At 45.5% G+C, this 15477-nt stretch carries 13 protein-coding genes; 5 read left to right on the forward strand and 8 right to left on the reverse strand.

From position 1 onward, the window contains the following. Window positions 1-347 precede the first annotated feature (347 nt). Entirely contained in the window at window positions 348-1295 is a 948-nt protein-coding gene (locus PSE7367_RS04605; protein ID WP_015164200.1) for a UDP-glucuronic acid decarboxylase family protein, read from the forward strand. A 767-nt stretch (window positions 1296-2062) separates the two neighbouring features. Next, window positions 2063-3415, forward strand: a complete 1353-nt coding sequence (locus PSE7367_RS04610) for a UDP-glucose dehydrogenase family protein (protein WP_015164201.1) — start codon at window positions 2063-2065, stop codon at window positions 3413-3415. Between the two features lie 129 nt (window positions 3416-3544). Here PSE7367_RS04610 and PSE7367_RS04615 read toward each other — a convergent pair whose 3' ends face one another. From PSE7367_RS04615 to PSE7367_RS04635, 5 genes are all read right to left on the reverse strand, one after another. Continuing rightward, the gene (locus tag PSE7367_RS04615; RefSeq protein ID WP_015164202.1) at window positions 3545-5056 is read right to left on the reverse strand and encodes an AAA family ATPase; all 1512 of its coding nucleotides are present in this window, start codon (window positions 5054-5056) and stop codon (window positions 3545-3547) included. A gap of 38 nt (window positions 5057-5094) precedes the next feature. Further along, complete coding sequence (locus PSE7367_RS04620; RefSeq protein ID WP_015164203.1) at window positions 5095-6603, reverse strand: tRNA nucleotidyltransferase/poly(A) polymerase family protein; 1509 nt, start codon at window positions 6601-6603, stop codon at window positions 5095-5097. A gap of 542 nt (window positions 6604-7145) precedes the next feature. Next, window positions 7146-7367 carry a hypothetical protein gene (locus tag PSE7367_RS04625; protein ID WP_015164204.1) on the reverse strand — a complete coding sequence of 74 codons (222 nt, stop codon included), beginning with the start codon at window positions 7365-7367 and terminating at the stop codon, window positions 7146-7148. 607 nt (window positions 7368-7974) lie between these two features. Beyond that, on the reverse strand, window positions 7975-8379 hold the full coding sequence (gene msrB, locus PSE7367_RS04630; RefSeq protein ID WP_015164205.1) for a peptide-methionine (R)-S-oxide reductase MsrB: 405 nt from the start codon (window positions 8377-8379) through the stop codon (window positions 7975-7977). Between the two features lie 298 nt (window positions 8380-8677). Further along, window positions 8678-9853 (reverse strand): cysteine desulfurase family protein, encoded by a 1176-nt coding sequence (locus PSE7367_RS04635; RefSeq protein WP_015164206.1) that lies wholly within the window; start codon window positions 9851-9853, stop codon window positions 8678-8680. Window positions 9854-10242: 389 nt separating this feature from the next. On the opposite strand from PSE7367_RS04635, the gene PSE7367_RS04640 reads away from it, so the two are divergent. The 3 genes from PSE7367_RS04640 to menB all read left to right on the forward strand — a co-directional run bounded on the left by PSE7367_RS04640 (window position 10243) and on the right by menB (window position 12459). After that, window positions 10243-10560, forward strand: a complete 318-nt coding sequence (locus PSE7367_RS04640; protein WP_015164207.1) for a DUF2605 domain-containing protein — start codon at window positions 10243-10245, stop codon at window positions 10558-10560. Window positions 10561-10930: 370 nt separating this feature from the next. Further along, window positions 10931-11233, forward strand: a complete 303-nt coding sequence (locus PSE7367_RS04645) for a DUF2973 domain-containing protein (RefSeq protein ID WP_015164208.1) — start codon at window positions 10931-10933, stop codon at window positions 11231-11233. 389 nt (window positions 11234-11622) lie between these two features. Continuing rightward, window positions 11623-12459, forward strand: coding sequence for a 1,4-dihydroxy-2-naphthoyl-CoA synthase (gene menB / locus PSE7367_RS04650; RefSeq protein ID WP_015164209.1), 837 nt, complete (start codon window positions 11623-11625; stop codon window positions 12457-12459). Window positions 12460-12492: 33 nt separating this feature from the next. Here the strand turns inward: menB and PSE7367_RS04655 are convergent, their stop codons facing one another. From PSE7367_RS04655 to PSE7367_RS04660, 3 genes are all read right to left on the reverse strand, one after another. Next, window positions 12493-13476 (reverse strand): aspartate carbamoyltransferase catalytic subunit, encoded by a 984-nt coding sequence (locus PSE7367_RS04655; RefSeq protein ID WP_015164210.1) that lies wholly within the window; start codon window positions 13474-13476, stop codon window positions 12493-12495. Window positions 13477-13573: 97 nt separating this feature from the next. Continuing rightward, window positions 13574-13741, reverse strand: coding sequence for a hypothetical protein (locus PSE7367_RS22360; protein WP_015164211.1), 168 nt, complete (start codon window positions 13739-13741; stop codon window positions 13574-13576). A 252-nt stretch (window positions 13742-13993) separates the two neighbouring features. Then, on the reverse strand, window positions 13994-14362 hold the full coding sequence (locus PSE7367_RS04660) for a hypothetical protein (RefSeq protein ID WP_015164212.1): 369 nt from the start codon (window positions 14360-14362) through the stop codon (window positions 13994-13996). Window positions 14363-15477: the final 1115 nt, after the last annotated feature.

Raw genomic sequence — 15477 nt, forward strand, 5'->3', positions numbered from 1 at the left:
ATACTGATACTGATACTGATATTGGCGTGGGCATGGGCATGTTTGAGTTAAGCTGAACTGTCCCCATAAGAAAGTGACTGGCAACGATACTGGCTATATAGCCCCAATGAAGGCTGAGCCCGACAGACTTAGCAGGTGATTGCCGCTCACAAATTGGGTAAGTTAAAAACAGCGGTAAAAAACCTCAGCTAATGTTGCTGAGGGCGATCGCAACTAGCCTGAAGTTTAACTCGAATCTTGAACTGATGGTTTAATGGAAGCTAGCAACAAAAATAGCAACACAACTTCAGCAATAAATGCAAGCTGTACATCCAGTACATCAACCAGTACATAAATAAGTACAACTCATGAGAATCTTAGTAACAGGTGGCGCAGGTTTCATTGGTTCACACCTAATCGATCGCCTGATGGAACAGGGACACGAGGTGATTTGTCTAGACAATTTTTATACAGGTGCAAAGCGTAATATCCTCCATTGGATCGATAATCCCCGATTTGAGCTAATTCGCCATGATGTAGTCGATCCGATCAAAGTCGAAGTTGAGCAAATCTATCATCTGGCCTGTCCTGCTTCCCCAGTGCACTACCAGGCCAACCCAATCAAAACCCTCAAAACTAATTTCATGGGCACGATGAATATGCTGGGGGTGGCAAAACGAGTTGGTGCCAGATTATTGCTTGCATCTACCTCCGAAGTATATGGCGATCCAGAAGTGCATCCCCAGCCAGAAGAATATCGTGGCAACACCAGTTGCACGGGGATTCGGGCTTGCTATGACGAAGGTAAGCGGATTTCCGAGACCCTAGCGTTTGACTATCATCGCCAGAACCAGGTAGAAATCAGGGTGGCCAGGATTTTTAATACCCACGGGCCCAGGATGCTGGAAAATGATGGCCGGGTGGTTAGTAATTTTGTGGTGCAGGCGCTGAAGGGAATCCCGCTAACCATCTATGGCGATGGCTCACAAACCCGCAGCTTTTGCTATGTTTCCGATCTGGTCAATGGTTTGATGTGCCTGATGAATGGCGATCACATTGGGCCAATTAATCTGGGTAATCCAGGTGAGTATAAAATTCTTGAGCTGGCCAGTACAATTCAAGAAATGGTCAACCCAGGCGCAGAGCTAGTGTTTAAACCGTTGCCCCAAGATGATCCACGCCGCCGTAAGCCAGACATTAGCAAGGCTAAGGATTTATTGGGTTGGGAGCCCAAAGTACCACTGCGTGAAGGCTTATCCCAAACGATCGCCAACTTCCGCGATCGGCTTAATCAACCTGTGGCCAGCCACCAATAATCAGCAATTCCTGCTAAATTAAATAGCAAGCCTAAGTAAATATACTTGCTATGTGCTGAAGCTAAGCTGATTCCCCGTCAAGCCTAAAATCACTGAAGCACTGGTTAATCTAACTGCTTGATCAATTTGAGCAATGAGCAAATCGCTAATCCTATGTCGTTGGTTTGCCCTGCAAAGATAAACAGTGTTCCCTTTTAGGTTTATTTAGGTCTAGCAATTTGGCGATCGCCAGCTCAAATCCTATCTATAATCTATATCGATCAAAAATGATCGCCATCGATCAAAAATGATCGCCATACATTCATCGCAATCAGCAATCCGAACCGCGACTTTTTGATTAATTTTGATTAATAGGGTTCAGTTTGACTTGATCTAACTAAACCAGATCTAACTAATCCAGCTCAATCGAATCCAGGCAATAATCATGCACAATGGCACATTCAAAACAATGAGATGTACGCATCATATCTTTCAACTCTTTCAACTTGATTACATCACTGGTCTGGTAACTGGTAGATTATATCGATCGGTTGGTTAAATAATCGCTGAGGCTTGAGCAGATCTAGTTGGCCTGTTTTTGATTGTGGAGCTAAGGTGTAGAGCACAATTAATCCAGCAAATATCAGACAGTTAGTGGGCTAAGAGTGGCAAGTGTAAAATCTGAATATCTGAATCTAAATATCTGAATATTTAATACTTAGGGTTGGCAGGCAAAACATTTACAGTAAATATATTCACGCTTGAAGTAAATAAGGGTAGACAAAAGCATGCGAGTTTGCGTAATTGGCACCGGATATGTTGGACTAGTCACAGGAGTCTGTCTAGCCCATATGGGGCACGATGTGGTTTGTATTGATAATAATCAAGCCAAGGTTGAATTGATGCGTTCTGGGCAATCGCCAATCCACGAACCGGGATTACCAGAAACCATGCAGTCATCGATCGCTGCGGGCAAAGTGAGTTTCTCCACTGATTTGGCCGCTGGGGTTGAACATGGCGAAATTTTGTTCATTGCCGTGGGCACACCTTCACTTCCCGATGGCAGTACCGACACCCGCTACATCGAAGCAGTGGCCAGGGGCATTGGCGCTAGCCTTACTCCCCAGAGTGGCTATAAGGTAATTGTGAATAAATCCACTGTGCCGATCGGTTCCGGTGACTGGGTGCGGATGATTATCCTTGATGGCATGGAAGCCAGCGGTAATGGCAAGTCGGCCAACTTTGATGTGGTCAGCAATCCAGAGTTCCTGCGGGAGGGATCGGCGGTTTTTGATACCTTTAATCCCGATCGGATTGTGCTAGGCAGTGCCAACCCCAAGGCGATCGCCATGATGGAGCAGCTTTATCAAGGCATCATCGATCGTAAATTTGCCGAAGATGCCAGTCTGCCAACCGTGCCTGTGGTCAAAACCGACCTCAACTCGGCAGAGATGATTAAATATGCCGCAAATGCCTTCCTGGCGGTAAAAATCAGCTTTATTAATGAGGTTGCCAATATTTGCGATCGGGTCGGCGGTAATGTCAAAGAAGTGAGCCGAGGCATTGGCCTTGACAGCAGAATTGGCAACAAGTTCTTGCAGGCTGGTATCGGCTGGGGTGGCTCTTGCTTTGCCAAGGATGTTTCTTCGTTGATCCATACCGCCGGCGACTATGGCTATAATGCGGAGATTTTGCAATCCTGCGTGCATGTGAATAAGCAGCAGCGGGTTTTGGTGGTCGAGAAACTGCAACAGGTGCTCAAGGTACTCAAGGGCAAGACGATCGGCCTGTTGGGGCTCACCTTCAAGCCGGATACCGATGATATGCGCGATGCCCCGGCGCTGACTTTAATCGATCAACTCGATCGCCTGGGAGCCAGGGTCAAAGCCTATGATCCGATCGTGTCGCAATCGGGCATCCGGGATGGCCTCTCGAATGTGATGGTGGAAACCGATCCAGAGCGATTGGCCGATGGTTGCGATGCCTTGGTGTTGGTAACTGATTGGGCGCAGTTCAAAGACCTCGATTATGCCAGTATGGCTGGGTTCATGAACAACCCAGTGATAATTGATGCGCGTAATTTCCTTGATCCAGTAGCAATGACTAATGTCGGTTTTGACTATCGGGGGATGGGGATTTAGCAACTACCTGGCGATCGCAACTTTTGTCCGGTACGGAGATTAGGTATATGTTTGCTATTTTTTGATCGTGGCATTTTATCCCTGGATGCGGCAATGCCCAGTTTCCAGCGATCGCCCCAATCAACTAGATCAACTAATTTGATTTTGATCGCCAGAAGAAGCAATCCGGGCTCGTCCTTGGGCGGCCCAATTTTTCATATAATTAATTTGCTCACGGGCAGTGCTGGCCAGGGGCACAGTGTCTTTGATCGCACCTTCAATGTCGGCCGTCACCACATCCCGATTCTCATTAAAGGCACGATACATCCCTTCGATGATCGCCTGCTCGATCTCTGCGCCACTGAACTCCGCCGCAAGCTGGGCTAGATGCTCCACATCAAAATCCCGCAACGTGGCAGGGCGGAAACGCTGGAGATGCACCATAAAAATTTGCTCACGTTCTGCCTGGGAGGGCAAATTAATAAAAAAGATTTCATCAAACCTGCCCTTGCGCAGCAGCTCCGGCGGCAGCGCATTGATATTATTGGCGGTCGCCACCACAAACACTGGCGAAGATTTTTCCTGCATCCAGGTAAGCAAAGTCCCAAACACCCGCTGCGAAGTGCCAGAATCGGTGGAAGTACCACCCATCCCTGCAAAGGCTTTGTCGATCTCATCCATCCACAAAATGCAGGGAGCCAGCGCTTCGGTAAGCTGAATTGTTTGCCTAGTACGACTTTCAGACTGGCCTACCAAACTACCAAACAATCGCCCCACATCTAATCGCAGCAGTGGTAAGCGCCACAGATGGGCGATCGCCTTGGCGCATAAGCTCTTACCCGTGCCCTGAATTCCCATCAGTAAAACACCCTTGGGATTGGGCAAGCCATAGGCTCTGGCCTCTTCCGAAAAAGCCCGTCGCCGCTGCATCAGCCATTCTTTTAGGTTATCCAATCCACCAATCCGATCGAGGGTTTCATCGGGGGCAAAAAATTCCAGGTATTCAGTTTGTTGAATCCGTTGCTGCTTTTCCTTCAGCACCAAATCAAGATCGGTTTCGCTAATATATTGCTTTTGCGCCAGCGGGCGAGCCAGCACATTCTTAATCCGATCGAGGGTCAGCCCCATACAAGCGATCACCAGTTGATCGAGGCCAGTGGGGCTGAGTTTGAGTTGATGCAGGGGCACCATTTTGTGGATCGCGGTTTTAATATCTTCCGCATCGGGAAGGGGAAAATTGAGCACAGCGATTTGATCTTCTAGTTCCGGCGGAATTTCCAGGATCGGGCTGATTAGAACCAGGGTTTTACGAGACGATCGCAAATGCCGAAACAAATTCCGCAACTGTCGCACAATCATTTCATCGGTACGTTGCTTACCCAAGCGGCGATGCAGATCGCGGAATATATAAACCAGGTGCAAATTGGTCGGCGCTTGCTCTACTACCTGCAATGCCTGTAATAAATTATTTTTGGCTTCATTATTGTGGGCAAACCCATGCACCAGATCGTAGTAAATCACCTCCCGCAGTGAATTATTAACCTTGATCGTTTGCTCGATCGTCGCCTCAGCTCGTTCCTCCTCTACGGTCACCACATAGATGATCGGATACTTAGCCCGAATTAACAGGTTAAATTCTTCGGCAAACTTAGCGCTACTCAATCGTTGTGCCCACCTTTTTCGCTGCTGATTCGTTGGAGTTATTGACCGCTATTTTTCATTATTACTAATTTTTTAGCATAAGCGATCGCACCCGCATAGTTTTGCACAATACCTTCCACTTGGGCTAGTTTGATCGCTGTCAATAATTCACCAATTTGGGGGCTGGCGGGCAAATTCAGCGCCTTGATCAAATCATTGCCACTGAGCAAATTAACCGGATGGGCGATCGGGTCTGCGGGAGCCAGCCAGCGCTCTAACCAGGGCGTAGCTTGTTTTAAGTTTGTGTCGAGATTTTGATTAAAATCAGCACGATGAGCCAGGGTCAAAGCAATCACAGCGGGGAATGCATCACCGGTGGCCTGGAACAGATGATATTGCTCTTGGGCAGAAATATTAGCGATCGGTTGGCTAAGGTTCTCAACCATTGGCGGCAGGTAGCGCAGCAGCATAGTATAAAACTTTTGTTCTGCTTTGCTAAAGCCTAATGGTTCCAGGGCAGTAGCCGAATTGGTCAGCGCTGCTAGTTTGGTGGCGATAGTTCTGGGGCGATCGCCAGCCAGGACTTGCTCAAAATAAGCCGTTAACTCTGGCCAGGTTTGGCATAGTTTTTCTAGAGTTGGCGTAATTTTGGCTAAGCGCTCCGGGCGCAGATGCTGAGTTGGCAGCCAATCGCGCAGGATCCCATCCTCAACGGCCAACCCGAACCAATCACTGCCACCAGGTGCATTCAGCAAATAAACCAGCTCGGTTCTGATCCTTTCCGCCGCGATCGATCCCAGGCTAGTTTTTTTTCCGGCAACTTTTGGCTGAGCAGCTAATTCAACCAGGCAAGCACGGGTTTTGGGTTCGATCGAAAAATTCAATTGTGCCACCTGGCGATAGGCGCGCAATATGCGCAGGGGATCATCGATCAAATTGGCGGGAGCCACCATCCGCACTATTTTTTGAGTCAAATCATTGCTACCGGATAGGGGATCAATCAATAACTTTGCCAGCTCAGGATCATTGAGGCAATGCTCTAATCGATCGTCTTCTGAAGCTCCTAAATCTCGATCGTCCCCATTGATAATTTTCCCATCATGATTAGCTTCATTAATAATATTCAGCTCTGGGGAGTCTGCCTCAAACTGATTTACAGTATCTTGACCTTGACTAAGACTAATATTTTGTTGATCCCTAAACCGATGCTGATTCAGTTCAATTAACCGCTGGCAATCGACAGCGATCGCATTCATGGTGTAGTCGCGCCGCCGTAAATCCGCTGTCAAGCTATCGCCCATTTGTTGGGCAAAATCCACCGTTGCCGTTTTAAACACTACCCTGGCGATCTGGCGATCGGCATCTAGCACCACAAACCCAGCGCTGTGCTGTTTGGCGATTTTACGGGCTGTTTCCACCGCTTGTGCGGCCATGACAAAATCAAGATCGAGATAGGCAGCTTTGCGCCCCAACAGGCGATCGCGCACCCACCCGCCCACAATATAGGCTGGCTGGGGTAGCTGCGTTAGATCAAAGGGGAAATTACTGATATCAAAAATATCGCTCACCAAACTTTTATGACTCAGTTTTATGGGATCAGAACTCTTGCAAAGGTTCAATATTGCAACTATTACAACGGAATAATCAAGATTTCATCGCTTATTTGAGTATTCTTGCAAAAAATTCATTCAGGTTCAGTGTGTCATAACTGGGTAATACTCGGCAATGCTAAACATATTAGGCTATTGAGCCAATAGCTAAAAACAAACAAAGCCACAGACTTTTCCCCAATGTCTATGGCCGTTTGACTCAAGTTTTGATTTGGATTTGGATCTGGAAATTATATGCGGCGCAATTCTCTATTAATATCAGCTACTCACAAGCGATCGATAAGCTACTAGATAGGACTCCCAGACGATCCTAATCATAAATTCAATGTGGCTAGATATCTGTTGAAATCGGCTTTTATTATGCTCTTAGCGTGGAGCGCGATCGCTGCTTGGGGCTAGATTAGCCAGATTATTTATCAAGCAGCCGCCGAGTTTTATTAGTCTGTTAAGCAAATGTTGAGCAAATTAGAATAGCAGCAATTAATTTGAGTTAACTTGCTTTAGTTACCAATAGACAGAACGGCGATCGGCTGATTTTGGAGGCTGCTAACTGGTTGCAAATCAAGCTCTGCGGTACTACCATTCTCAGCCATTAATAATACTGGCAACAAAACTGTAGCGATCGAAATGCTCACGATCGAAACAATGAACGAATGCGCGAACCATGATTCATGGTGATCGAGGCATAGTTCTTGATTGGATTGACGGGGTTGCTTAAACATGACTGTTATGTAGAACTCATTTAGACAATGCTCGAATGCAGTGGATTTATTTAACTCTTCATCTATTCTCTTTGACCGTCCCCTACTCTTATTGTTCCCTAGAATTCAGTTGAAATATATGACTTGGGGCGGGTTCAGGTGTGATCTTGTCAGGATGTGGGGATGATCTTAATCACATAAGTTGGCCTTTCCTATTTTGATTTCAAGGAGATCCTAATGAGATGTCCACTGAGCTAGATTGATTTGATGATCGCCCCATCTGGTCTATTTGTTTGTAACTAAGAAATTTGTAACTAAGAAATATGCCCTTATGCTCAGATTGTAGATCTGTTAGTCAAGCCCCACATCACCTAACAGAATCATGCGATTGTATGATTTGGATGATTGTTTAACACAAACGCCTAACATTAAGTGCCTGAATCAAAGGCAACCAGTCGATCGGCACAGCTAGTTTAGTAGGGGGCGAAGCAAGGAAATGTGCTGAGAGAACATTTTTGAAACAAAAAGCTCGCCATAAAAATTCCTGGCAAAAACTATTGCCCCAAGAACCACTTGCTCTAGCCTCGATCGCTAATCTAAGTCACTAATCTAAGCAAATATTAAGCGCTTACACATCTTCAAACTTAAGTGAAGCTGAATTCATGCAATAGCGCTGGCCAGTGGGAGCCGGGCCATCTCGAAATACATGTCCCAGGTGGGCATCACACACAGCACACAACACCTCAGTACGGCGCATAAACAAGGCATTATCCTCTTCTGTGGCCACATGATCATCATCGATCGGTGCCCAGAAGCTTGGCCAGCCAGTACCGGATTCATATTTAGTATCCGAGCTAAATAATTCTGTGCCGCAGCAAATACATTTATATATGCCCTTGGCTTTGTTATCAAAATACTCATTGGCAAAGGGTCGCTCAGTGCCTTTTTGACGCGTGACTTTATATTGCAAGGGGGTAAGTTGCTCGCGCCACTCGGTATCGCTTTTTTGTACTTTCTGAATTTCCTTGGCCATGATAAATACTGATTATTTATGTATATTAATTAAAGCTAGTTTTATGATTGACGATCGGTTCAGATCATAAAATAAGCCTTAGTTTGATTCTAGCTATACATTAATAACACTTTGATACTGACAAATTCATCAATCCCAAGGATCAACCTCAGCTAGCTTAAATTGCATAGTTAGTAGATTAGTAGAGTTGATAGAGCGAAAGATTTAAATGATTTAAATGACGTTTAAGTCCTAAACATAATGCTCTTGTTTTGCGTTAGCCACGCTTGATATAAATCTGATATAAATCCGACATAAATTAGTCTGGCAATTGCTCTCGCAGAATTTGTTTAAAGGCTTGCACCGTATAGTCGATCTGAGTGCTACTGGTCGATCGCCCCAGCGTCATGCGAATTGCCCCCAACGCCTGCTGCTGGCTATAACCCATTGCCAATAGCACCGGACTCGCGGTAATGCTACCACTGCTACAGGCAGAACCAGAACTGATCCCGATTCCCACCTTGCTCATGGCTCGTACAAAACTACGCCCATTTAGGTGTGGATGGTAGAAGCTGGCATGGTGAGGTAATCGATCGCCACCGTTGTTTTGCCCACCCAGGCTTTGCGGTTGCGCACCAGTAAGCTCTATTCCTGGCAGGTTGGTGAGTTGGGTAATCAATCGATCGCGCAGGCTAATTAATCTGGCCGATTCATGGTCGAGATCCTCAGCCGCAATCACCGCAGCCAATCCAAACCCCGCGATCGCCGCGATCGGTTGAGTGCCGGGGCGCATGTTGCTCTCCTGGTTCCCCCCCAGCAGCAACGGCAATAGCTGAAATTCACTGGCAGTATGCGGCCGTACATATAATGCACCCACTCCCTGAGCCCCGTAGAGTTTGTGGCTGGAAATAGAAAGCATATCGATCGGCAACTTTTGCACATCGATCGGCAATCGCCCCACCGCTTGCACCGCATCGGCATGGAAACAAATTCCCGCGCTGCGACAGATTTGACCCAGCTTCTCGATCGGCTGGATTGTCCCCACTTCATTTTGGGCATAGATAATTGAGACTAAAACTGTATTAGCTCTGATCGCTTGCTGGAGGTCAGCAGGATTGAGCCAGCCTTGGCTATTTACGGCTAAGCGAGTAATTTCCCAACCGCATTGCTCCAACCAGGCAATCGGCTCAGCAATCGCCGCATGTTCGATCGCCGAGATGATCATATGCTGGGGCGCGTGGTACTTCTTGGCGATCCCCATTACCGCCAGATTATTCGCCTCCGTGCCACCGGAGGTAAAAACAATGCTTTCTGGGGTGGCGTTGAGCAACTCAGCCACTTGAATTCTGGCTCGCTCTAGCACCAACGCCGATCGCTCCCCCCAGGCATGAATACTAGAAGGATTCCCCCACTGTTCCAGCATAACCGCCTGCATCAGCCGGACTACCTCTGGATTGGGTGGAGTTGTGGCGCTGTGATCGAGATAAACTTGCATGGTCTTAACGAAGAGAACGGGTAAATAATTATGCCCTCTTTACTAATACTAACGACATACCAGCGATTAACTAGCCATGAGCGATTAAGTTAATTACTCAGCCAAGCTGGTCAAATTTCTGGTCAAATTTCTGGCCAAACTCAAGTATGCTGAAGACATCAATGGGACATATCTATCCGATCGGCTCAATACATATACTTTAGTCTATCTATAGCATCAGAACTTTCAAACAATTTGGGTAGTCATACCTATTACTGATGGGATAGATTTAATTTATTTAATCCATATGAGGGATGGTTGGCAATATTAAGAAAAGTAACGAAGTGTTATGATTAAGCAGTAGGTTTGAACTATAAATCTGCGTTCATGCACCCCGTTGGAGAAGCACTATGCCTGATCCTGAATCGCAAAACACTGAACTAATGCAACAGGTACTTGAGCCATTGCTTGAGGACTTTATCTATTGGTTCGATCGATCGATTTCAATGATTGAGAATGAGCGACTTAGCTTTATGACAGAAGCTGAGCAAGCCGAACTCTTGAGCCGCGTTAAGGAAAAGCTAAGGGAGGTGCAATCTGCTAATTTACTCTTCAAAGCAACTGACAAGCAAGTTGGTGTGGATGTGAAGGCGATGGTACCCTGGCATCAGTTGTTGATGGAATGTCAGGCGATCGCAATTCGTCATCGACGCAACAACGAAGGTTAGAATACTTTATATATTCCAGTTGAATTAGTTCTTTGTTAATTGTTAAGCTTAGTTAATGACGGTTCAGTCAGCGATCGATATTCAGGCTTGTTGATTATTGCAGTTTGAGTAGAGATAGATTAACGGCAGTAATAATTTCTAAGGTTTGCTTAGTTTTGATCATTTTTTAGTTTCGGATTTTAGTTTCGGACTGATTGCTGCTAACTTCAAATTGTTGCAAAAGCATTAGATTAGAGCTATAAGCATATTTCTTAAGCAGTTCCTAACCATCACTAGATAGTTACTAGTAGGTAAGCTCCAGCAGTTAATAAAATCGGCTTAAAATTTTTAGTTATTTAGTTTTTTTAGTTATATTTCCTCAAGATAAACTATGTTACAAATCCTGTATATTACTGCCTTTACTGCCTTGTCTTTGCTAGCGGTGCGGAGTCTGTTCAAGAGCATGATTTCATTGGCTCAAAGTGAAGCGAGAGTGATCAGGAAACCGCGCTATCCCCACAACCAATATCAGTCTGTGACTGCGCCAAGGGCAATTCATCCAGAATTGTTGGATGAAGATGGCAATGTCACCGATGAGCCTTTATTGGTAATGCGATCGCTAAGTTTTGAGGATGCCCGCGATCGTCTCGATCGTTTGTATGAGTCTTCGCCTGGCCACGACACAATTAAGTAAGTTTTTATCAGTTAAGTAAGTAAGTCTTATAAGTCTTAGCAGTAAGCAGGCTTCACTTGCTGAGTTGCCCTTAGGTTTAGATGTTTGGGCAGTCTGCTTAGTTACCAACAATATTGCGATCTGGCTTTCAGGTAGCGATTGGATATGTTGGCTGCTAGATGGTTTTACAACAAAATTTTTGAATCAGAATTTATATATTAATATATTTGATATATTTAGCTTTTTCAGTCTGCTGTATTCATGCACAGAAATAATTAGCTGGGGAGGGGGTGACAAGCTCTCTCCTTTTGCTTTACTTTTGCTTCAGGTGCGATCGGGTGCGATCGGATCACCGGATCACCAAATAGTGGTAATTTAAGGGGCACCGAGCTATAGATTGAATAAACAAGATGACCGATTGGCAAGACTGCGCTGGGTTTAATTTTCAAGATATTACCTATCACAAAGCTGATGGCATGGCGAAAATTACAATCAATCGCCCCCATGTCCGTAATGCCTTCCGCCCAGAGACAGTGACGGAAATGCTCCAGGCTTTCACTGATGCCAGGGAAGACACTACGATCGGAGTGGTTCTGCTGACTGGGGCTGGCCCTGCCGCCGATGGGAAATATGCGTTTTGTGCCGGTGGCGATCAAAAAATTCGTGGCAATGCTGGTTATATCTCTGGCACAGGCGTACCGAAATTAAATGTCTTAGACCTCCAGCGTTTGATTCGGACGATGCCCAAGCCGGTGATCGCGCTGGTGGCTGGCTATGCGATCGGTGGTGGTCATGTGTTGCATGTGGTTTGTGACCTGACAATCGCGGCTGAGAATGCAATCTTTGGCCAGACTGGGCCGAAGGTGGGTAGTTTTGATGGTGGCTTTGGCGCTTCATATTTAGCCAGAATCGTTGGCCAGAAAAAAGCCCGCGAAATCTGGTATCTGTGCCGTCAATATAATGCCCAGGAAGCCCTGGATATGGGTTTGGTGAATAAGGTGGTGCCGATCGAGCAACTGGAGGCCGAGGGGATCGCCTGGGCGCAGGAAATCCTGGAGAAAAGTCCGTTGGCAATCCGCTGTTTGAAGGCTGCTTTCAACGCCGATTGTGATGGTCAGGCTGGCATCCAAGAATTGGCGGGCAATGCAACGCTATTGTTTTATATGACCGAAGAAGCCCAAGAGGGTAAAAATGCTTTCCTAGAAAAGCGTCCGCCCAATTTCCGCGATTATCCTAAGTTGCCATAATTGCCATAATTCCTAAAAATTCAAACCTAAAAATCAATATTTAGCAGTTGTCCCTGCCGTTCCCATCAAAAATAACAAGCTCATCCGGATCGCCACACCGCTACTAACCTGCCGATCGATCAGGCTGAGTCTAGGATCATCCATCAGATCAGAGCTAATCTCCACGCCCCGATTAACCGGGCCTGGGTGCAATACTTGCACTTGGGGCGCACACTTAGCCAGACGATCGCGGGTAATCCCAAACTGGCGGTGATATTCACGCAGGCTGGGAATCAGGTTTTGGTTCATGCGTTCTTTTTGCAATCTCAGCGTCATCACAAAATCAGCATCAAGTAGGGCTGGTTCAAGCTGGTGATGTACCTCTACGCCATATTCAGCAAATTCAGACGGCAGCAGCGTGGCTGGGGCGGCCAAATGGACGATCGCCCCATTGGTGGTCAAGCTCCACAGATTTGACCGAGCTACACGGGAATGCAAAATATCGCCCACGATCGCCACCTTTTTACCTTTTATATCCTTGGCGCTGGGGTGCTCATTGTTGATATGGCTACAGAGCGTGAATAAATCCAATAATGCCTGGGTGGGATGGGCATGTTTACCATCGCCAGCATTCAAAACTGCCACCTTGCCGCCGAGCCGATCCATATCCTGGGCGATCGTAGCTGGTACTCCCGCCAATTGATGCCTGACCACCATAATATCTGTGCCCATCGCCAAAAAGGTACGAGCAGTATCCAGAATCGTTTCCCCTTTGCTCAGCGAAGAAGTGCCAGGGGCAAAATTCAGCGTATCCGCCGACAATCGCTTGGCGGCCAGTTCAAAGCTATTGCGGGTGCGGGTGGAGGGCTCAAAAAACAGATTGGCTACCACTTTACTTTGCAAGGTTGGTACTTTTTTATTACGGCGGGAAAGTACCTCACGAAAGCTGATTGCCGTTTGCATGACTAGCTCATAATCGAGGGGGGTAAAATCCTCCAACGAGATCACATGCCGCCGCTGCCAGGTCGGATCACTCATACCAGTTTGGCCAGTTTGGGTTGATGGAATATTGATTGCGTATTTTCAGACTCTTGATAATTATTAATTATTACGGCTCATAATTATGATCAGGCGATCAACCATTTAGCAGTTCAGAACTGGGGCTGATTAGGTTGAGGCTGCCGATCGGTGCTGGCGCGGTCATGTCATTGGGCAAAAAGGCACGGGAACTAACCAAGACCAGGGTAAAGAAGAAAACGGCAAAAATAATGATCGGGATCAGATATTGCTTAAGAAATGACATGGGAACTATGGATTAGGATTAACTAGAATTACTTGATGACTAATCGATCAATTTAAACTATGAAGCATGGTGATATTAGGCAAAACACCTGACCCGATCGAATAATACTTAGCAATCAGGGCATTTTGAATCAACAGCGCTTAATAGGTTGAACTAAAAATTCAACTCTCTCCAGTCTAAAACCTTTAAGTCTTGTCGTGGAGGTAGCGATCGTTATTTGCAAAATTTTTATAGCCACCAAATCTTTACTAGCTAGCTAGTTGCCTCAATATACTCATTCACATCCTCAACCAGCCGGCTTAGTTCTGCTTCGGTCGAAACCCGGATTCGATCGTCGCGGATTGTTAGCAGTACCTTGGCCGCAAATGGCGTAGCCCAGATATTGGGATTACAAAAAACTTCCAAGAACACCTCCCCCACATGTTGATGCTCCAGAGATGGCTGGGGTTCAGGTTTGGGTTGTGTCTCCCCCGCTGCGCTGGCTTTGGCGGATAGCACCTTCAGACTTTGCATCAAGCCATTAATACTTTCCTTCAGGGCTTGAGCGGCTGCCGGGGTGAAGGGAATCGAAACGTTGCCATCTTGCAGATTGATTTTTAACTTTGGTTCGGGGCGAGGCATAGATTTATAGAGTATTTAAAGGGATTTGCAGGTCTTTGAAAAAATTTAAGCTGAGAATATGTAAACGATGTTTGCAGGTAGCAGCGATCGCCTACAACTAACTGCCTCAAATTTAAGATAATCAATTATCTATTAAATCAGGATCTGTACCTAGATAATCAGCAATACATCGTAAACACTTATGCGTTATTCTCTATCTCATGATTGCAGCAATTAGGCAAGGAATCACAACTAAAATTTAACTTGATTGAGCAACAACCCGATTGATATGAAATTTCGTAAAATAAGCTTGCATCTCAACTGGATCTTTAATAACCTTATATCAGACACAAGGAAAGAGAAAGCTTTATTAAGCAGTAACAAATAAAGCTAACTAAATTAATTATCGATCGATGGGTTGTGTCTCCTCCCTAAGATCACTTGTAGAGCCTTTGAGCTTGTAGTCCTTGTAGCGAAATGGTCTCAAGCTTCTAGCAATCGCAAATCACTAACACTAAATCTTAGTTTCTTTCATAACCTAACAACAGTTTATTTCTTGAGTTCAAACCTATTTGAGTGCTCAAGTGAAAGTGACTAATAAATTAGTTTATGGTTCTTGAAGTTAGTATGTGTTTATGTTCATAGTTGTGTTGAAAATAAGCTAACTTCATTCCTATAGATTTATCTTTCTGGCTTTTAAGCATAAAAAACAAGTGCAAACAATTTGGATTTGATTTGAAGTATTGCCAAGCCCAGATCGTGATTTTAGTGCAGGTTAAGCGTAATTGTTAGAAAGAAAGACAAACCACAAAGGTAATTGGAAATAAAAACAAGCAAATAGTTTGCCTGCAAGTAACTGTGTAAACCTCTTGTAAGAGTAATTTGTGAATCATATTTTTCTAACGTGAGTCTGGTAGCCGTCTGCCAGACTCGCTGAGTTTTTGGGCAATATTTATATTTTGTTTGGCACGACACATTAGCAAGCTTAGTAGGCTGGTTGGGGAACGTAGAGTTACTAATAATTGCGGTGGATATTGCGTTGAGATTTTTGACTCTGACACGATTACCCCTACATCAGGCAATGTTGCCTCAATAGCCATACAAATATTTTGTTTTTTGGTTAAAAATACTTAAAA

The organism is Pseudanabaena sp. PCC 7367 (assembly GCF_000317065.1).
GTDB lineage: Bacteria > Cyanobacteriota > Cyanobacteriia > Pseudanabaenales > Pseudanabaenaceae > Thalassoporum > Thalassoporum mexicanum.